The sequence below is a fragment of the Bacillus cereus group sp. MYBKT14-1 genome, assembly GCF_051915185.1.
Taxonomy (GTDB): Bacteria; Bacillota; Bacilli; order Bacillales; family Bacillaceae_G; genus Bacillus_A; species Bacillus_A cereus.
The window spans coordinates 1-19319 of record NZ_JBQAEF010000003.1 but is presented as its reverse complement, the minus strand read 5'-3'; the positions used below and the strand labels follow the sequence as shown (position 1 = coordinate 19319).

Below are 19319 nucleotides of genomic sequence, written 5' to 3'. Positions count from 1 at the left end.
TATATACTAGTACTATTATTTCCGTTTTCATTCACATTTTGCAAAAATTACGCACTTATAACTTTCCATTTTCCTCACCATATAACATATATTGAAAATTTATTAAAAGGATGGGTGCTTCATGAATATTGGAAGTTTTCGCTTACCATTTTTTGAGAAAGAAACTCAAAACGTTATGCACCAAGATCTAGAAGCCTCTGAGATAATCAGTAATTTCTTACTTACCCATATTCCTATTAAAACTAATATACCACTCATTCTCGTTTGTATCGGCACAGATCGCTCTACAGGTGACGCACTCGGCCCATTAGTTGGTACAAAACTTGAACAAATAGACATCCAAAACCTCCAAGTATTCGGTACACTAGATGAGCCAGTACATGCGCTAAATTTAGAAGAGAAAATTCAGAATATACAGAAAGAATATCCTACTGCATTTATAATTGCTGTTGATGCATGTTTAGGAAAGTCCCAAAATATCGGATCAATCACTACTGGAAAGGGACCTAGTAAACCTGGAGCTGCTATGAATAAGAAATTACCTGCAGTTGGTGATTTGCACATACACGGTATCGTCAATCTAAATGGGTTTATGGAGTTTTTCGTTCTTCAAAATACAAGATTAAGTTTAGTCATGAAAATGGCTGATGTAATCGCAAAAAGTATAAAAGAGACGGATCAAAAATTATCCGCATTAAAAAAAGCAAACCATCTATAAATAATAAGATGGTTTGCTTTTTAATTTTTCTGTGCTAATAGTTCTAAAATACGATTTAAATCTTCTTTATTAAAAAATTCAATTTCGATTTTACCTTTTTCTTTTTTCGTCTCTTTAATTTTCACATCTGTGCCAAACTTTTCTCTTAAGAACGTTTCACGTTCTACGAAAAATATATTTCGCTCTTTTTTCACTTTTTTTGTTTCACGTGAAACGTGTTGATTAATCTCTTGGACGATTTTCTCTAATTGACGAACATTTAATCCTTCTTTTTCAATGCGTTTCAATAAGGACTTCAATTGTTCTTCATCTTTTATCGTAAGTAAAGTTCTCCCATGAGCCATTGAAAGTTGACCATTTGCAATCATATCTTGTACGAAAGAAGGTAGGCTTAATAACCGAGTATAATTTGCAATGTAAGGTCTGCTTTTACCAAGACGTTTCGCTAATTGTTCTTGCGTTACATTTAGCTCATTCATTAACATCTGGTATGCCATTGCCTCTTCCATAGGATTTAAATCTTCTCGTTGTAAGTTTTCTAACAAAGCAAATTCCATCATTTGCTGTTCAGTTAATTGTCTTACAACCGCAGGTACTTTTTCTAAACCAGCCTCTTTTGCAGCACGAAATCGTCTTTCACCTGCAACAATTTCATATCCTTTAATACTCTTCCTAGCAATTAATGGTTGTAGAATACCGTGTTCCTTAATCGAAATTGCTAATTCCTGAATCGCCTCTTTATTAAAGTGTTTACGCGGTTGATATGGATTCGGCCTTAATTCAGTTACAAGAATCTCCTGAATTGTTTCCTCTTCTTTCACATCTAAATCAGGAAAAAACACATTAATTCCTCTTCCTAATCCTTTAGCCACCTGCAATCACTTCCTCTGCTAAATCTATATACACTTCTGCTCCTCTTGATTTAGCGTCATACTGCATAATAGGTTTCCCATGACTTGGAGCCTCGCTCAAGCGTACATTACGCGGAATAATCGAGCGATATACTTTATCCCTAAAATACTTTTTCACTTCATCTATAACTTGAATCCCTAAATTTGTACGGGCATCCAACATTGTTAACAATACACCTTGAATTGCTAAATTTTTATTTAAATGTTTTTGTACAAGTCGAACTGTATTTAATAGCTGACTTAACCCTTCTAGTGCGTAATATTCACACTGTACAGGAATAATAACAGAATCTGCTGCTGTTAATGCATTAATCGTTAATAACCCTAAAGATGGGGGACAGTCGATAATAATATAGTCATATTCATCACGAACTGGTTGTAATGCTCTTTGCAAACGTACTTCCCGGGAAATAGTCGGTACCAATTCAATTTCAGCACCAGCCAATTGAATTGTAGCGGGTAGAACATCTAAGTTTTCAGTTGCGGTTTTCTGTATAACCCCTTGAACATCTGCATCTTCCACAAGAACGTTATAAATACATTGATCTAATTCAGATTTTTCAATTCCCACACCAGTCGTTGCATTTCCTTGAGCATCAATATCTACAAGAAGGACTTTTTTACCTACTTGCGCCAATCCAGCCCCTAAATTAACAGATGTTGTTGTTTTTCCAACACCGCCTTTTTGATTAGCAATAGCAATGATTTTTCCCATGATGTCACCTACTTTCAACCTTTCTATCTTATTCTAGTAACAATTACGTTTATTGTAACATGAAATAAAACTTTTTCTTTTACGTCCTTTATTAAACTTCAAAATTTATTTCTAAACTCCTTCTTCATTTAACAAGAAAATATAGTAAAAGAGACCTCTCCAATAGGATAAGGTCTCTAGCACGTCATTATTATTTTTTCTTTGGAATTTTAATTGTAATTTGATAGTACTCATCAAATTCTTCTTCCTCAGAATTAACATTCAAACCACTTTCAGTAACCATTTGTAAAGATTGTCTAATTGTATTCATAGCAATCCTCGTATCTCGACTTACTGCTTTTTGCTTTGCCTTACGCTTCGGTTTCGCTTCCTCTAGTAACTTCGCAATTCGTTCTTCTGTTTGCTTTACATTTAGTTGTTTCTCAACAATTTCCTGTAAAACCTTCAGTTGTAATTCCTCATTTTTTAAAGGAATGAGAGCGCGGGCATGACGTTCTGTAATGCTTTTTTCTAATAATGCACTTTTTATTTCTTCAGGCAACTTTAACAAGCGCAACTTATTTGCGATTGTAGATTGTCCTTTTCCAAGTCGTTGTGCCAATGCTTCTTGTGTTAAATTATGTAACTCAATCAGCTTTTGATATGCCACAGCTTCCTCGATTGCCGTTAGTTCCTCACGTTGCAAGTTTTCAATTAAAGCTACAGAAGCTGTCTCTGTATCATTTAAATTCTTTATAATTGCAGGAACCTTTTCCCAACCTAACTTTGTTGCCGCGCGAAAACGTCTTTCTCCAGCAATAATCTCGTACTTATCATCCTCATATTGCCTTACAACAATCGGTTGAATAAGTCCATGTGTACGAATTGTTAATGCTAGCTCATCAATACGCGCATCATCAAAAACTGTTCTTGGTTGATAACGGTTAGGGGTAATATTTACTATCGGAATTTCTTGTATTTCTTCATATACCTTTTTATCTATCTCTTCATGGCTTTCGTCTTGTAATTCGAATTCGCTCTCTTTATCTCCAAAGCCAAATAAACGAGAAAACGTATTTTTCATACATATTCCACCACCTTTTAGGCCTATTGACTATTCTCCATAAAATGTTTCCTATGAAACATTTACGTTTTCATTTATATAATTTAATCTTACGTCTAATAAGATTTATTTTTCAATAGGTAATTTATTGGGTGTTCCCGGTTTGCGTGGATATTTCTTTGGTGTCTTGCGCTTTTTCTCGATTAATAAAATATTACGTTCACTCTCTTCAAATGGCAATTGGAACGTAGACATCTCTTTTAACTCTCCGCCTAGCACCTCTAAAGCATACTTGCCATTTTCAATTTCTTCGTTTGCTGCTGCACCTTTCATTGCAATGAATGTTCCTCCAACTTTTACAAGTGGTAAACATAGCTCACTTAATACAGAAAGACGCGCAACTGCACGTGCCATTACAATATCGTATGATTCACGTACACCTTCTTTTTTCCCAAATGTTTCAGCACGATCGTGACAAAATGCAACATCACTTAATTCTAACTTTTGGGCTAAGTGATTTAAGAAATTAATACGTTTTTGCAATGAATCTACAATTGTTACTTTTAAGTGCGGGAAACAGATTTTTAAAGGAATACTTGGGAATCCAGCCCCTGCACCAACATCACAAATTGAGAATGGTTTTGAAAAATCATAATAAAAAGCAGCTGTAATGGAATCAAAAAAGTGTTTTAAATATACTTCTTCTTTTTCTGTAATAGCCGTTAAGTTCATTTTTTCATTCCACTCTACTAATGTTTCAAAGTAGATTTTGAACTGCTCTAACTGTCTAGAAGAGAGGGTGATTCCCTTCTCTTCTAGCATAGATTGAAATTGTTCTATGTTCATCTAGCAATATCTCCTTACTATTTATTGGTTCGATACGCGTGCAATTTTTCCTTGTTCTATATACACAAGTAAAATGGAAATATCCGCTGGATTTACGCCAGAAATACGTGAAGCCTGCCCCATTGAAAGTGGACGAACATCTTTCAATTTTTGTCTAGCTTCTGAAGCAAGGCTAGAAATCGCATCATAATCAATATCTACAGGGATTTTTTTACTCTCCATTTTCTTCATACGCTCTACTTGCTGTAAAGATTTTTCAATATACCCTTCATACTTAATCTGAATTTCAACTTGTTCTTTAACTTCATCACTTAATTCTACTTCACTTGGTACTAAAAGATGAATATGCTCATATGTCATCTCTGGACGACGTAATAAGTCACTTGCACGTATTCCATCTTTCAATTCACTTCCGCCAATATTGCGAATTAATTCTTGAACTTCAGGACGTGGTTTAATAATAATGCTGCTTAAACGTTCCTTTTCCTGTTCAATTTGTAATTTTTTATTTGTAAATCGCTCATAGCGCTCTTCTTTAATTAATCCAATTTCACGACCAACTTCAGTTAAACGAAGATCAGCATTATCGTGGCGTAATAATAGACGGTATTCTGCACGAGACGTTAATAAACGATATGGTTCATTTGTACCTTTCGTTACAAGATCATCAATTAAGACGCCAATATAAGCATCCTCGCGACCTAAAACAACTTCTTTTTTACCTAAAGAACGGCATGCTGCATTAATTCCAGCCATAAGCCCTTGTCCGGCCGCCTCTTCGTAACCAGAAGTTCCATTAATTTGTCCTGCTGTATATAAATTTTTAATCTTTTTCGTTTCAAGTGTTGGCCATAGTTGTGTTGGCACAATTGCATCATATTCAATTGCATAACCTGTACGCATCATTTCAACATTTTCTAGGCCTGGAATTGTTCTAAGCATGTCACGTTGTACATCTTCTGGTAAGCTTGTGGATAAACCTTGTACATATACTTCTTGTGTATTACGCCCTTCTGGCTCTAAGAAAATTTGATGACGTGGTTTATCATTAAATCTTACTACTTTGTCTTCAATAGAAGGACAGTATCTAGGGCCTGTTCCTTTAATCATACCAGAATACATAGCTGAACGATGTAAATTTTCATCTATTAAACGGTGTGTTTCTGTACTTGTATATGTCAACCAACATGGAATTTGATCCATAATAAATTTCGTTGTTTCAAAAGAGAACGCACGTGGCTTATCATCACCTGGTTGAATTTCTGTTTTACTGTAGTCAATTGTATTACTGTTTACACGCGGAGGTGTCCCTGTTTTAAATCTAACAAGATCAAATCCAAGTTCCTCTAAATGCTCAGATAATGTAATAGACGGTTGCTGATTATTTGGACCGCTTGAATATTTTAAGTCGCCCATGATAATCTCGCCGCGTAAAAATGTTCCAGTTGTAATTACAACGGTTTTTGCTGTATATTCTGCACCAGCTTGTGTAACTACCCCTTTACATACACCTTCTTCAACGATTAAACGCTCTACCATTCCTTGGAACAACGTTAAGTTTGGTGTTTCTTCAATTGTTTTCTTTAATTCATGTTGGTAAGCGAATTTATCAGCTTGCGCTCGAAGTGCACGTACGGCTGGTCCCTTACCTGTATTTAGCATACGCATTTGAATATGAGTTTTATCAATATTACGTCCCATTTCTCCGCCTAATGCATCAATTTCACGAACAACAATCCCTTTTGCTGGTCCACCAACAGAAGGGTTACATGGCATGAATGCTACCATATCCAAATTAATTGTTAACATTAATGTTTTTGAGCCCATTCGTGCTGCCGCAAGACCAGCTTCACATCCTGCATGACCTGCACCGATTACTATGACATCGTATGAACCGGCATTGTATCCCATTATTTATTCCTCCTAATAATCTCTATCTTTCTACAACTTCACTATATTATTTTCCTAAACAAAATTGAGAGAACAACTGGTCAATTAAGCTTTCATGCACTGTGTCCCCAGTAATTTCACCAAGTATTTCCCACGTTCTTGTTAAATCAATTTGTACCATATCAATTGGTACACCATTTTCAATCGCCTCAACTGCATCACCGATTGTTTTTCCTGCTTGTGTTAATAATCCAATATGTCTCGCATTAGAAACATATGTCATATCTGCAGAATCGATTGTTCCTTCAAAGAATAAATCAGCTATTGCCTTTTCGAGTTCATCTATTCCTTGTTCCTCAATTAAGGATGTTGTAATAACACGATTTTCCGCGGCTAACTCTGTAATACGTTCCATATCAATCGCTTGCGGTAAATCAGTCTTATTCACAATAACAATAAAGTCTTTTCCTTGTACCGCACGGAATAGATCTTCATCCTCATTTGTTAAAGCCTCGCTATAGTTGACAACAACTAATACTAAATCCGCTTGGCTCATCATTTCTTTTGAACGTTCCACACCAATTCGTTCAACAACATCTTCTGTCTCCCGAATACCGGCTGTATCTATAAGTTTAAGAGGTACACCACGCACGTTAACGTACTCTTCAATAACATCACGAGTTGTTCCTGCAATATCAGTTACAATTGCCTTTTTCTCCTGAACAAGACTATTTAATAACGATGATTTCCCAACGTTAGGTCTACCGATAATTGCTGTAGCAATACCTTCACGTAAAATTTTCCCCTGTTTTGATGTTTCTAATATTTTTTCGATTTCCGAACGAACATGCGTCGCTTTCTCAATTAAAATATTATGTGTCATCTCTTCTACATCATCGTATTCTGGATAATCTATATTTACCTCAACATGAGCTAATGTTTCTAATATTTCTTGACGCAAAAGACCAATTAATTTAGATAATCGCCCTTCCATTTGATTAATTGCTACATTCATCGCACGATCTGTTTTTGCTCGAATCAAATCCATAACAGCTTCTGCTTGTGATAAGTCGATACGTCCATTTAAAAAAGCACGTTTTGTAAATTCGCCCGGTTCTGCCAATCGTACTCCTTGTGCTAGAATAAGTTGCAATACTTTATTTACTGAAACAAGTCCACCGTGACAGTTAATTTCCACTATATTTTCACGTGTAAAAGTCCTTGGTGCGCGCATAATAGACACCATAACTTCTTCAATAACTTGATTTGTATCTAAATCAACAATATGACCATAATGAATAGTGTGAGAAGGAACCTCTGTTAAATCCTTCCCCTTAAAAATACGATCAACTTTCTCAACCGCATCATCCCCACTTACTCGAACAATGGCAATTGCACCCTCTCCAAGCGCTGTGGAAATCGCAGCAATTGTATCAAATTCCATGTCCTTTCACCTCACTTGCTTATTTATCTCTATTTCAACATGATTATTTCTTTCACTAAATTATTAGGATACCATAACGAACCTATCTACAAAAGAAGAATAACTCATTTTATTATATCCCCATGTAAAAAACACTAAACTTATTCACAGTGGATAAGTTTAGTGTTTTTTAGTTATCCACATCTATTTTCCGCTCAAAAAAACCGGCACTCATTTGAGCAACCGGTCATTTAGGAGATATTACAACATGCCGATGTGGTTCATTTCCTTCAGAAGTTGTATTGATACCTTGATGATTTGATAATGCCTGATGAATAATTTTTCGTTCAAAAGATGGCATCGGTTCTAAAATAACTCTTTTTTTCGTATTAAATACTTGTTTCGCTAATCGATAAGAAAGTGATTCTAACGTACTTTTTCTTTTACTACGATAATTTTCAGCATCTAGTGTAATACCGATATACTGCTTCGTGTTACGATTCGCGACAAGTTTTGTTAAATACTGTAAAGAGTTCAATGTATTACCTCTTTTCCCAATTAAAACACCTACATTATCACCAGAAATTGTAAATTCGATTTCGCGTCCTTTTACAATTTTACTAATCTCGACTTCCACACCCATATCGTGAATAACATTTCTTAAATATTCTTCACATTCTTGAATTGGATCTTTCTTCAATACAACTTCTACTACTGCAGGGCGATTCCCAAATAAACCTAAGAATCCCCTTTTACCCTCATCGACAATATTTATATCTACTCGATCTTTTGATGTATTTAATTGCCTTAAAGCATCCTCTACTGCCAGCTCGACTGTTTGTCCTTTAGCAGTAATTACACTCACTTGCTTGAGCCTCCAGCCTTACCAGCCTTACTAGCCTTAATCTCTGGTCCTTTAATAAAGTACATTTGAGCAATACCAAAGATATTACCAACAACCCAGTAAAGTGATAATGCAGCTGGGAAGTTAATTGCAAAGATTAAAATCATAATCGGCATAAGCCAAAGCATCATTGCCATTTGTGGATTTTGACCAGCTGTTCCTGCCATTGCAAGCTTTTGCTGAATAAATGTCGTAATTGCTGCAACGACTGGTAAGATATAGAACGGGTCTGCATGTCCTAAATCGAACCATAAGAAACTATGTTGTTTAATTTCAGCTGTTCTCATAATTGCATGATAAAAAGCGAACAGAATTGGCATTTGAATAAAGATTGGTAAACAACCAGCTAATGGATTTACACCATTTTTTTGGTATAACTGCATCATTTCTTGCTGCAGTTTTTGCTGTGTCGCTTGATCTTTAGAGCTATATTTCTCTTTTAACTTCACCATTTCCGGTTGTAACGCTTGCATCGCTTTCGTACTCTTCGTTTGTTTAATCATTAATGGTAATAACGCAAAACGAATGATAAGAGTCGTAACAACAATTGCTAAACCATAATTACTGTTAAATAAGTTTGCAAAATACGTGATTAACTGAGAAAGCGGGTATACGAAGTATTCATTCCAAATTCCAGTGCTTTTTGGTGTAATTGGCTGATTTACTTCACTACAGCCAGCAGTAATCGCCATTAATGCAATAAGCATGGCTAGTAAACCTAATTTCTTTTTCAAAGCCTACTCCTCCTTGTATCGGTATGTATATAGTGTAATTCATTTCCTTACGCTACTTTTTTATTCTTTTCATACCAGAGCGTTTAAAGACATGAATTAAGCTTTTCTTTACTTCTTCATATGTCATCTCTGCACAAGGCTTCCTTGCTATTATAACAAAATCTTTTCCAGAAGCTATCTCATCTTTTAACTCTGTAATAGCCTGACGGACCATGCGCTTAATTCGATTACGAACTACTGCATTTCCTATTTTCTTGCTAACAGAAAGGCCGATGCGAAAGTTTGGCTGTTCTTCTTTATCTAATTGGTATACAACAAACTGACGATTTGCATTTGATTTTCCTTTTTGAAAAACCGCCTGGAATTCATCATTCTTCTTTATACGATGTTTTTTCTTCATATCAATTGACACTCCTGTATTTCATCAGCGGAAATTCACTATTATTAGAAAAAAAGACCACTGAACGATCAGTGGTCTACGCAGATAATACTTTTCTTCCTTTACGACGACGAGCTGCTAGCACTTTACGTCCGTTCGCTGTGCTCATACGGCTGCGGAAACCATGTACTTTGCTGCGCTTACGTTTATTTGGTTGGTAAGTTCTTTTCATTATATGACACCTCCCTGAGGAATATCTGTTAAAGACAGTCCTATAAATTATAGTTAATTAACTAGGAAAATGTCAATGGTTCTAGAAATTTTCATCAAATATTCATTTTGAACCTATTCACATACTTTTTCACAGCACCTATATTTCCTTGTGGATAAATATTTTTTCACGCTTTTTATATCCACAAACTTTTTTCGCACTTTTACACAGTATATCGTGTTGTGGACAAGTTTATTCCACAAGGTATTGATTTTGTGGATAACTTTCTTAAATTCATTGCTATAGCCACTTTTTTTTGATATTATAGTTGTGTTTTCACTTTGAATAAGTTTTCCACACCTTTATCTTATCCACAATTTGTGTATAACATGTGGACAGTTTTAATCACATGTGGGTAAATAGTTGTCCACATTTGCTTTTTTTGTCGAAAACCCTATCTCATATACAAACGACGTTTTTAGGTTTTAAAATACGTTTCGTATAAATATACATTTTATATTTATTAGGTTGTACATTTGTTGCGCAACCTTATTCTTTTACCAACTTAGTAAAGGAGGGACACCTTTGGAAAATATCTCTGATTTATGGAATAGTGCCTTAAAAGAATTAGAAAAAAAGGTAAGCAAGCCTAGTTATGAGACATGGTTAAAATCCACAACGGCTCATAACTTGAAGAAAGACGTATTAACGATTACAGCTCCGAATGAATTTGCTCGTGACTGGCTAGAATCTCATTACTCCGAACTAATTTCAGAAACACTATACGATTTAACAGGGGCAAAATTAGCAATTCGCTTTATTATTCCCCAAAGTCAAGCTGAAGAGGACATTGATCTGCCTCCAGTTAAGCCGAATCCAGCACAAGATGATTCAGCTCATTTACCACAGAGCATGTTAAATCCAAAATATACATTCGATACATTTGTTATTGGCTCTGGTAACCGTTTTGCCCATGCAGCTTCATTAGCTGTAGCTGAGGCGCCAGCTAAAGCGTATAATCCACTCTTTATTTACGGGGGAGTTGGACTTGGAAAGACACATTTAATGCACGCAATTGGTCATTATGTAATTGAACATAATCCAAATGCAAAAGTTGTATATTTATCATCAGAAAAATTTACAAATGAATTTATTAACTCTATTCGTGATAATAAAGCTGTTGATTTTCGTAATAAATATCGTAACGTAGATGTTTTATTGATAGATGATATTCAATTTCTTGCTGGAAAAGAACAGACTCAAGAAGAGTTTTTCCATACATTTAATGCATTACACGAAGAAAGTAAACAAATTGTAATTTCTAGTGACCGACCACCAAAAGAAATTCCAACTTTAGAAGATCGTCTTCGTTCCCGCTTTGAATGGGGACTTATTACAGACATTACGCCGCCAGATTTAGAGACACGAATTGCGATTTTACGCAAAAAAGCAAAAGCTGAAGGGCTTGATATACCAAATGAAGTTATGCTTTATATCGCAAATCAAATTGATTCAAATATTCGTGAATTAGAAGGTGCACTTATCCGAGTTGTAGCTTATTCATCTTTAATTAATAAAGATATTAATGCTGATTTAGCAGCTGAAGCACTTAAAGATATTATTCCAAATTCTAAGCCGAAAATTATCTCTATTTATGATATTCAAAAAGCTGTCGGGGACGTTTATCAAGTGAAATTAGAAGATTTTAAAGCGAAAAAACGTACAAAATCAGTTGCGTTTCCTCGCCAAATTGCAATGTATTTATCGCGCGAGCTTACAGATTCCTCTTTACCAAAAATAGGTGAAGAATTTGGTGGACGTGATCATACAACAGTTATCCATGCCCATGAAAAAATCTCTAAACTACTAAAAACCGATACGCAATTACAAAAGCAAGTTGAAGAAATTAATGGTATTTTAAAGTAGTAGCTGAATAGTGTGAATAACTTACCTTGTTTTACGCACAGTCTATCCACATGTAGATAGACTGTTTTTACATCCTTTAGCGGGGTTATCCACATATCCACAAGCCCTATTACTATTACTACTATTTTTTATCTTTATTAATTAAATAAAATCTTATACTTACCGGAGGTTTTTCTTTATGCGTTTTACAATACAAAAAGACTATCTTGTAAGAGGTGTACAAGATGTAATGAAGGCAGTTTCTTCTCGTACAACAATCCCAATTCTTACGGGAATTAAAGTTGTAGCAACTGAAGAAGGAGTTACATTAACAGGAAGCGATGCTGATATTTCTATTGAATCGTTTATTCCAGTCGAAGAAGATGGAAAAGAAATCGTAGAAATAGCTCAATCAGGAAGCATTGTTTTACAGGCAAAATATTTTAGTGAGATTGTAAAAAAACTACCTAAAGACACTGTCGAAATTTCTGTAGAAAATCATTTTATGACAAAAATAAAATCTGGAAAATCAGAGTTTAACTTAAATGGTTTAGATTCTGCAGAATATCCGTTATTGCCACAGATTGAAGAACATCATGTATTTAAGATACCAACAGATTTACTTAAACATATGATCAGACAAACTGTATTTGCAGTTTCTACTTCTGAAACAAGACCAATCTTGACAGGTGTAAACTGGAAGGTATATAACAGCGAGTTAACTTGTATTGCAACAGATAGTCATAGGCTGGCACTTCGAAAAGCAAAAATTGAAGGACATAATATTGCAGATGAATTCCAAGCTAATGTTGTTATCCCAGGTAAGAGCTTAAATGAATTAAGTAAAATTTTAGATGAGTCTGAAGAAATGGTAGATATCGTTATTACGGAGTATCAAGTATTATTCCGTACAAAACATTTATTATTCTTCTCAAGATTGTTAGAAGGGAATTATCCTGATACGACACGTTTAATTCCGGCAGAGAGTAAAACGGATATTTTTGTGAATACAAAAGAATTCCTACAAGCAATTGATCGTGCTTCACTATTAGCAAGAGATGGCCGCAATAACGTTGTTAAATTATCAACTTTAGAGCAAGAAATGCTAGAGATTTCTTCGAATTCACCAGAAATCGGAAAAGTTGTCGAAGAAGTACAATGCGAAAAAGTAGATGGAGAAGAGTTAAAAATATCTTTTAGTGCAAAATATATGATGGATGCATTGAAAGCTTTGGATAGTACAGAGATTAAAGTTAGCTTTACTGGGGCGATGAGACCGTTCTTAATTCGTACAGTAAATGATGATTCAATTATTCAATTAATTTTACCGGTTCGTACTTACTAGGTAAGGAATAAGGGTTGCTAGTTTAAAGATGCTAGTGGCCCTTATTTGATTTTTGGGTATTACTTTCCTAATGCTAGTTTATTTAGTACAATGAAAGAATGAACACTTTCAGAAAGTGAGCGATTTTATGAAACGTATTAAAATTTCAACAGAGTATATTACACTAGGACAATTTTTAAAGTTAGCTGATGTAATTGATACAGGTGGCGCTGTAAAATGGTTTTTACAAGAATATGAAGTGTACGTGAACAACGAACTTGAAAATAGAAGAGGTCGCAAACTATATGCGAATGATGTTATTGAAATTCCAGGAAGCGGAACTTTCCAAGTTCAGGCATAAAGGGGGAGCCCTTTGTTTATTTCAGAAATACAATTAAAAAACTATCGCAATTATGAAAAATTAGAGCTTTCCTTTGAAGATAAGGTAAATGTAATTATCGGCGAAAATGCGCAAGGGAAAACAAATTTGATGGAAGCTATTTATGTTTTAGCGATGGCGAAATCTCATAGAACCTCTAATGATCGCGAACTTATCCGCTGGGATGAAGATTTTGGTCAAATAAAAGGGAAATTACAAAAAAGAAACAGTTCTTTGTCTTTGGAATTAAATATTTCGAAAAAAGGTAAAAAGGCAAAATTAAATCAACTTGAACAACAAAAGTTAAGTCAATATATTGGCGTGATGAACGTTGTCATGTTTGCCCCAGAAGATTTAAATCTTGTAAAAGGAAGCCCTCAAGTAAGAAGACGCTTTTTAGATATGGAATTAGGACAAATAGCTCCTGTATATTTGTATGAATTAAGTCAATATCAAAAGGTGCTCACGCAACGAAATCACTTGTTGAAAAAAATGCAAGGGAATAGTAAGAATGAGGAAACGATGTTGGATGTATTTACACTTCAACTAATTGAGCATGGTGCGAAAATACTGCAAAAACGTTTTGAATTTTTGCATTTGCTACAGGAATGGGCAGCTCCAATTCATCGAGGTATAAGCCGTGGATTAGAAGAGTTAGAAATTGTCTATAAACCAAGTGTAGATGTATCAGAATCAATGGATTTGTCGAAAATAAAAGAAGTATACTATGAAAGTTTTCAATCTGTGAAACAACGTGAAATTTTCCGTGGTACGACTTTAATTGGTCCTCATCGTGACGATTTACAATTCTTCGTTAATAGTAAAAATGTTCAAGTCTTTGGTTCGCAAGGACAACAACGAACGACCGCACTATCCCTAAAATTAGCTGAAATTGAATTGATTTATTCAGAGGTTAAAGAATATCCAATCCTTTTGTTGGATGATGTTTTATCAGAATTAGATGATTATCGTCAATCACATCTTTTAAATACAATTCAAGGAAAAGTGCAAACATTTGTTACAACGACGAGTGTCGACGGAATTGAACACGAAACATTAAAAGAAGCGAAAACAATTCATGTAACGAACGGCACTGTAGATTGTGAAATAGATAGGGAATAACCCCTGTTTAAATGGAAAAGTAGGTGATCTTTGTGTCAATGGAACAAAAGCAAATGCAAGAAAATGCATATGATGAAAGTCAGATACAGGTGCTTGAAGGACTAGAGGCAGTTCGGAAACGCCCTGGTATGTATATTGGATCTACAAGTGGAAAAGGGCTTCACCATCTTGTTTGGGAAATCGTAGATAATAGTATTGATGAAGCACTTGCAGGTTATTGTGATGAAATTAATGTTAGTATCGAAGAAGATAATAGTATTCGTGTAACGGATAATGGGCGTGGTATTCCGGTTGGTATACAAGAAAAAATGGGACGTCCAGCTGTAGAAGTTATTATGACTGTTCTCCACGCCGGTGGTAAATTTGGCGGTGGCGGTTATAAAGTTTCTGGTGGTTTACATGGTGTTGGGGCATCGGTTGTAAATGCTCTATCAACAGAATTAGAAGTATTTGTACATCGTGAAGGTAAAATCCATTACCAAAAATACGAAAGAGGTATTCCGGTTGCGGATTTAAAAGTCATTGGTGACACCGATCAAACAGGAACAATAACTCGATTTAAACCAGATCCGGAAATTTTCCAAGAAACAACAGTATACGATTTTGATACGCTAGCAACTCGTATGCGTGAATTAGCGTTTTTAAATCGTAATATTAAATTAACAATTGAAGATAAACGTGAACATAAGCAAAAGAAAGAATTCCATTACGAAGGTGGAATTAAATCATACGTTGAGCATTTAAATCGCTCAAAACAACCGATTCATGAAGAGCCTGTGTACGTAGAAGGTTCAAAAGATGGTATTCAGGTTGAGGTTTCTCTTCAATATAACGAAGGATACACAAATAATATTTACTCATTTACGAATAACATCCATACGTATGAAGGTGGTACACATGAGGTAGGTTTTAAAACAGCTTTAACTCGTGTAATCAACGACTATGGTCGTAAAAATAGCATTTTAAAAGATGCGGACAGTAATTTAACTGGTGAGGATGTTCGTGAAGGTTTAACAGCAATTGTATCAATCAAGCATCCAAATCCACAATTTGAAGGACAAACGAAGACAAAACTTGGGAATAGTGAAGCGAGAACAATTACAGAGTCTGTATTCTCAGAGGCATTTGAAAAGTTCTTACTAGAAAATCCTAATGTAGCGCGAAAAATTGTAGAAAAAGGTACGATGGCTGCACGTGCACGTGTAGCTGCGAAAAAAGCGCGTGAATTGACACGTCGAAAGAGTGCGTTAGAAGTTTCCAGTTTACCTGGTAAATTAGCTGATTGCTCTTCGAAAGATCCAGCAATTAGTGAAATTTACATCGTAGAGGGTGACTCTGCGGGTGGATCTGCAAAACAAGGACGCGATCGTCATTTCCAAGCGATTTTACCGCTGAAGGGTAAAATTATTAATGTGGAAAAGGCGCGCTTAGATAAGATTTTATCAAATGATGAAGTTCGTACAATTATTACGGCAATCGGTACAAATATTGGTGGAGACTTCGATATTGAAAAAGCACGCTATCATAAAGTTATTATTATGACCGATGCCGATGTTGATGGTGCACATATTCGTACCCTATTATTAACGTTCTTCTATCGTTATATGCGTCAAATAATTGAGTGTGGTTATATCTATATTGCACAGCCGCCATTGTTTAAAATACAACAAGGTAAAAAAATTCAATATGCTTACAACGATAAGGAACTTGAAAAAATCTTAGCTGAGCTACCAGCCCAGCCGAAACCAGGAATTCAACGTTATAAAGGTCTTGGGGAGATGAATCCAACTCAGCTATGGGAGACGACAATGGATCCAGAAGTACGTTCGTTACTTCAAGTTTCTCTTCAAGATGCAATAGAAGCAGACGAAACGTTTGAAATTTTAATGGGTGATAAAGTAGAACCGCGTCGTAACTTTATCCAAGAGAATGCAAAATACGTGAAGAACCTTGATATTTAAATGAGTAATGACAGGAATCTAAGTATTCCTGTCTTCTACATATAAATCAATGTATGTGTAACGGAAATGTAAGAGGAGGTGCTCGTTGATGTCAGACAATCAACAACAAGCACGAATTCGAGAAATTAATATTAGTCATGAAATGCGTACCTCATTTTTAGATTACGCAATGAGTGTTATCGTATCTCGTGCATTACCAGATGTTCGTGATGGATTAAAACCTGTGCATCGTAGGGTTTTATATGCGATGAATGATTTAGGAATTACAGCTGATAAAGCGTATAAGAAATCAGCACGTATTGTCGGTGAAGTAATCGGTAAGTATCACCCTCATGGTGATTCAGCCGTTTATGAAACAATGGTACGTATGGCGCAAGATTTTAGTCAACGTTATATGCTTGTAGATGGGCATGGTAACTTCGGTTCTGTAGATGGAGATTCAGCAGCAGCAATGCGTTATACAGAGGCAAGAATGTCTAAGATTTCTATGGAATTAATACGTGATATTTCAAAAAATACAATTGATTATCAAGATAACTATGATGGTTCCGAAAGAGAACCGATAGTACTACCAGCGCGTTTCCCTAATTTATTAGTAAACGGTACAACAGGTATTGCTGTTGGTATGGCAACAAATATACCGCCGCATCAGCTTGGCGAAGTAATTGATGGTGTGCTGGCATTAAGTCATAATCCTGATATTACTATCGCAGAATTGATGGAATATATTCCTGGTCCAGACTTTCCGACGGCAGGTTTAATTTTAGGAAGAAGTGGAATTCGAAGAGCTTATGAAACAGGTCGCGGTTCCATTATGCTTCGTGCTAAGGTTGAAATTGAAGAGAAGTCAAACGGTAAACAATCTATTATCGTAACTGAACTACCTTATCAAGTTAATAAGGCGCGATTAATTGAAAAAATCGCAGAATTAGTTCGCGATAAGAAAATTGAAGGTATTACAGATTTACGTGATGAATCAGATCGTAATGGTATGCGTATTGTCATGGAAGTACGTCGTGATGCTAATGCAAACGTACTATTAAACAATCTATATAAACATACAGCGCTTCAAACAAGTTTCGGTATTAATATGTTGTCTCTTGTAAATGGGGAGCCACAAGTACTAAATTTAAAACAAAATCTATATCATTATTTAGAGCATCAGAAGGTAGTAATTCGTAGACGTACTGCTTATGAATTAGAAAAAGCAGAAGCACGTGCTCATATTTTAGAAGGATTACGAATTGCTTTAGATCATCTTGATGAAGTTATTACGTTAATTCGTAGTTCAAAAACGGCAGATATTGCAAAGCAAGGCTTAATGGAACGTTTTGGTTTAAGTGAGAAACAAGCGCAAGCGATTTTAGATATGCGTCTGCAACGCTTAACTGGATTAGAACGTGAAAAAATTGAGCAAGAATATCAAGACTTAATGAAGTTAATTGCTGAATTAAAAGCGATTTTAGCAGATGAAGAAAAAGTTCTTGAGATTATTCGTGAAGAATTAACAGAAGTAAAAGAGCGTTTCAATGATAAGAGACGAACAGAAATTACAATTGGCGGTATGGAATTTATTGAAGATGAAGATTTAATTCCTGAACAAAACATTGCGATTACGTTAACTCATAACGGTTATATTAAGAGGTTACCAGCTTCTACGTACAAAACACAGAACCGTGGGGGACGTGGTGTGCAAGGAATGGGTACGAATGATGATGACTTTGTTGAACATTTATTAACAACGTCTACTCATGATCATATTTTATTCTTTACAAACAAGGGTAAAGTATACCGTACGAAAGGATATGAAATTCCAGAGTATAGTCGTACTGCAAAAGGACTACCAATTATTAACCTATTAGGGGTAGATAAGGGTGAGTGGATTAACGCTATTATTCCGATTCGTGAATTTGGTGACGATCAGTTCTTATTCTTTACGACAAAACAAGGGGTTTCTAAGAGAACGCCACTTTCATCATTTGCAAATATACGTACAAATGGTTTAATTGCAATTTCTCTTCGTGAAGAGGATGAAGTAATATCTGTACGTTTAACATCGGGTGATAAGGATATTATTGTCGGGACAAGTAACGGTATGCTAATTCGTTTCAATGAACAAGATGTTCGTTCTATGGGACGTAATGCTGCAGGTGTTAAAGCTATTACGTTGGGCGATGAAGACCAAGTTGTAGGTATGGAAATTGTCGAAGAGGATGTAAATGTTCTAATTGTAACGAAAAATGGTTACGGAAAGCGTACACCGATTGATGAATACCGTCTGCAAAGTCGCGGTGGTAAAGGTCTGAAAACTTGTAACATTACAGATAAGAACGGTAAATTAGTAGCTGTTAAGTCTGTTACAGGTGAAGAAGATATTATGTTAATTACAGCGGCAGGCGTTATTATTCGTATGCCAGTTGATCAAATCTCTCAAATGGGACGTAATACACAAGGTGTTCGTCTAATTCGATTAGAGGAAGACCAAGAGGTAGCGACGGTAGCAAAAGCACAAAAAGATGAAGAGGAAGAAACGAGTGAAGAGGTTTCTTCAGAAGAATAAGAGAGGGGATTTTCCCTCTCTTTATTTTTTTATAATAATACTTGCATAGGGAAGAGAAAGCCTATATAATAGGCAGAGTCAGCAAATGAGAGATACAACTTATCAAAAAAACTTGTTGACCAAAATAATATAGTATGATATATTATAAAAGTCGCTGAAACGCGATGTTGAACTTTGAAAACTAAACGAAACAAACAACGTGAAACGTCAATTTTTATTTTAGATGCTAGACAAACTAACTTTATTGGAGAGTTTGATCCTGGCTCAGGATGAACGCTGGCGGCGTGCCTAATAC

Annotated in this window: 18 protein-coding genes; 7 read left to right on the top strand and 11 right to left on the bottom strand. The window is 35.4% G+C overall.

From position 1 onward, the window contains the following. Positions 1 to 121: 121 nt before the first annotated feature. The gene (gene yyaC / locus ACTFO4_RS10100) at positions 122 to 718 is read left to right on the top strand and encodes a spore protease YyaC (RefSeq protein WP_001020714.1); all 597 of its coding nucleotides are present in this window, start codon (positions 122 to 124) and stop codon (positions 716 to 718) included. A 20-nt stretch (positions 719 to 738) separates the two neighbouring features. On the opposite strand, the gene spo0J is transcribed toward yyaC, so the two are convergent. From spo0J to rpmH, 10 genes are all read right to left on the bottom strand, one after another. Then, positions 739 to 1590, bottom strand: coding sequence for a stage 0 sporulation protein Spo0J (spo0J, locus tag ACTFO4_RS10095; protein ID WP_001051832.1), 852 nt, complete (start codon positions 1588 to 1590; stop codon positions 739 to 741). Then, entirely contained in the window at positions 1583 to 2344 is a 762-nt protein-coding gene (gene soj, locus ACTFO4_RS10090; protein WP_000516114.1) for a sporulation initiation inhibitor protein Soj, read from the bottom strand. The genes spo0J and soj overlap by 8 nt, the downstream gene beginning before the upstream one ends. Before the next feature lie 190 nt (positions 2345 to 2534). After that, complete coding sequence (noc, locus tag ACTFO4_RS10085; RefSeq protein WP_000799016.1) at positions 2535 to 3407, bottom strand: nucleoid occlusion protein; 873 nt, start codon at positions 3405 to 3407, stop codon at positions 2535 to 2537. A 105-nt stretch (positions 3408 to 3512) separates the two neighbouring features. Beyond that, entirely contained in the window at positions 3513 to 4232 is a 720-nt protein-coding gene (gene rsmG, locus ACTFO4_RS10080; RefSeq protein ID WP_001019628.1) for a 16S rRNA (guanine(527)-N(7))-methyltransferase RsmG, read from the bottom strand. Positions 4233 to 4253: 21 nt separating this feature from the next. Continuing rightward, a complete protein-coding gene (gene mnmG / locus ACTFO4_RS10075) occupies positions 4254 to 6143 on the bottom strand; it encodes a tRNA uridine-5-carboxymethylaminomethyl(34) synthesis enzyme MnmG (protein WP_000541031.1) in 1890 nt (629 codons plus the stop codon). 46 nt (positions 6144 to 6189) lie between these two features. Then, positions 6190 to 7566 carry a tRNA uridine-5-carboxymethylaminomethyl(34) synthesis GTPase MnmE gene (mnmE, locus tag ACTFO4_RS10070; protein ID WP_440013615.1) on the bottom strand — a complete coding sequence of 459 codons (1377 nt, stop codon included), beginning with the start codon at positions 7564 to 7566 and terminating at the stop codon, positions 6190 to 6192. A 226-nt stretch (positions 7567 to 7792) separates the two neighbouring features. Continuing rightward, positions 7793 to 8410 carry an RNA-binding cell elongation regulator Jag/EloR gene (jag, locus tag ACTFO4_RS10065; protein ID WP_000111516.1) on the bottom strand — a complete coding sequence of 206 codons (618 nt, stop codon included), beginning with the start codon at positions 8408 to 8410 and terminating at the stop codon, positions 7793 to 7795. Beyond that, positions 8407 to 9183, bottom strand: a complete 777-nt coding sequence (gene spoIIIJ, locus ACTFO4_RS10060) for a YidC family membrane integrase SpoIIIJ (RefSeq protein ID WP_000727734.1) — start codon at positions 9181 to 9183, stop codon at positions 8407 to 8409. Before spoIIIJ ends, jag begins: the two co-directional genes overlap by 4 nt. A gap of 52 nt (positions 9184 to 9235) precedes the next feature. Beyond that, positions 9236 to 9583 carry a ribonuclease P protein component gene (rnpA, locus tag ACTFO4_RS10055; protein WP_000726619.1) on the bottom strand — a complete coding sequence of 116 codons (348 nt, stop codon included), beginning with the start codon at positions 9581 to 9583 and terminating at the stop codon, positions 9236 to 9238. 76 nt (positions 9584 to 9659) lie between these two features. Further along, positions 9660 to 9794: a 50S ribosomal protein L34 gene (gene rpmH, locus ACTFO4_RS10050; RefSeq protein ID WP_000831901.1), complete on the bottom strand. Its 135-nt coding sequence runs from the start codon at positions 9792 to 9794 to the stop codon at positions 9660 to 9662. A 564-nt stretch (positions 9795 to 10358) separates the two neighbouring features. Here rpmH and dnaA point away from each other — a divergent pair. The 6 genes from dnaA (at position 10359) to gyrA (ending at position 19024) form a co-directional block, all read left to right on the top strand. Further along, on the top strand, positions 10359 to 11699 hold the full coding sequence (gene dnaA / locus ACTFO4_RS10045) for a chromosomal replication initiator protein DnaA (protein WP_000428017.1): 1341 nt from the start codon (positions 10359 to 10361) through the stop codon (positions 11697 to 11699). 178 nt (positions 11700 to 11877) lie between these two features. Then, positions 11878 to 13023, top strand: coding sequence for a DNA polymerase III subunit beta (gene dnaN / locus ACTFO4_RS10040; RefSeq protein WP_001212884.1), 1146 nt, complete (start codon positions 11878 to 11880; stop codon positions 13021 to 13023). Between the two features lie 127 nt (positions 13024 to 13150). Further along, the gene (gene yaaA, locus ACTFO4_RS10035; protein WP_000821364.1) at positions 13151 to 13363 is read left to right on the top strand and encodes a S4 domain-containing protein YaaA; all 213 of its coding nucleotides are present in this window, start codon (positions 13151 to 13153) and stop codon (positions 13361 to 13363) included. 12 nt (positions 13364 to 13375) lie between these two features. Next, positions 13376 to 14503 carry a DNA replication/repair protein RecF gene (gene recF, locus ACTFO4_RS10030; protein WP_000470745.1) on the top strand — a complete coding sequence of 376 codons (1128 nt, stop codon included), beginning with the start codon at positions 13376 to 13378 and terminating at the stop codon, positions 14501 to 14503. 38 nt (positions 14504 to 14541) lie between these two features. Then, a complete protein-coding gene (gyrB, locus tag ACTFO4_RS10025) occupies positions 14542 to 16464 on the top strand; it encodes a DNA topoisomerase (ATP-hydrolyzing) subunit B (protein WP_000435982.1) in 1923 nt (640 codons plus the stop codon). A gap of 88 nt (positions 16465 to 16552) precedes the next feature. After that, a complete protein-coding gene (gene gyrA / locus ACTFO4_RS10020) occupies positions 16553 to 19024 on the top strand; it encodes a DNA gyrase subunit A (protein ID WP_001282864.1) in 2472 nt (823 codons plus the stop codon). A gap of 29 nt (positions 19025 to 19053) precedes the next feature. Here the strand turns inward: gyrA and ACTFO4_RS10015 are convergent. Continuing rightward, on the bottom strand, positions 19054 to 19319 hold a 266-nt coding region (locus tag ACTFO4_RS10015), incomplete at its 5' end, for a hypothetical protein (RefSeq protein WP_230090770.1).

Bases quoted from the DNA above. Each gene is read 5' to 3' on its own strand.
- yyaC (WP_001020714.1), top strand. From the start codon at position 122: ATGAATATTGGAAGTTTTCGCTTACCATTTTTTGAGAAAGAAACTCAA.
- soj (WP_000516114.1), bottom strand. From the start codon at position 2,344: ATGGGAAAAATCATTGCTATTGCTAATCAAAAAGGCGGTGTTGGAAAA.
- noc (WP_000799016.1), bottom strand. From the start codon at position 3,407: ATGAAAAATACGTTTTCTCGTTTATTTGGCTTTGGAGATAAAGAGAGC.
- rsmG (WP_001019628.1), bottom strand. From the start codon at position 4,232: ATGAACATAGAACAATTTCAATCTATGCTAGAAGAGAAGGGAATCACC.
- mnmG (WP_000541031.1), bottom strand. From the start codon at position 6,143: ATGGGATACAATGCCGGTTCATACGATGTCATAGTAATCGGTGCAGGT.
- mnmE (WP_440013615.1), bottom strand. From the start codon at position 7,566: ATGGAATTTGATACAATTGCTGCGATTTCCACAGCGCTTGGAGAGGGT.
- rnpA (WP_000726619.1), bottom strand. From the start codon at position 9,583: ATGAAGAAAAAACATCGTATAAAGAAGAATGATGAATTCCAGGCGGTT.
- rpmH (WP_000831901.1), bottom strand. From the start codon at position 9,794: ATGAAAAGAACTTACCAACCAAATAAACGTAAGCGCAGCAAAGTACAT.
- dnaN (WP_001212884.1), top strand. From the start codon at position 11,878: ATGCGTTTTACAATACAAAAAGACTATCTTGTAAGAGGTGTACAAGAT.
- yaaA (WP_000821364.1), top strand. From the start codon at position 13,151: ATGAAACGTATTAAAATTTCAACAGAGTATATTACACTAGGACAATTT.
- gyrB (WP_000435982.1), top strand. From the start codon at position 14,542: ATGGAACAAAAGCAAATGCAAGAAAATGCATATGATGAAAGTCAGATA.
- gyrA (WP_001282864.1), top strand. From the start codon at position 16,553: ATGTCAGACAATCAACAACAAGCACGAATTCGAGAAATTAATATTAGT.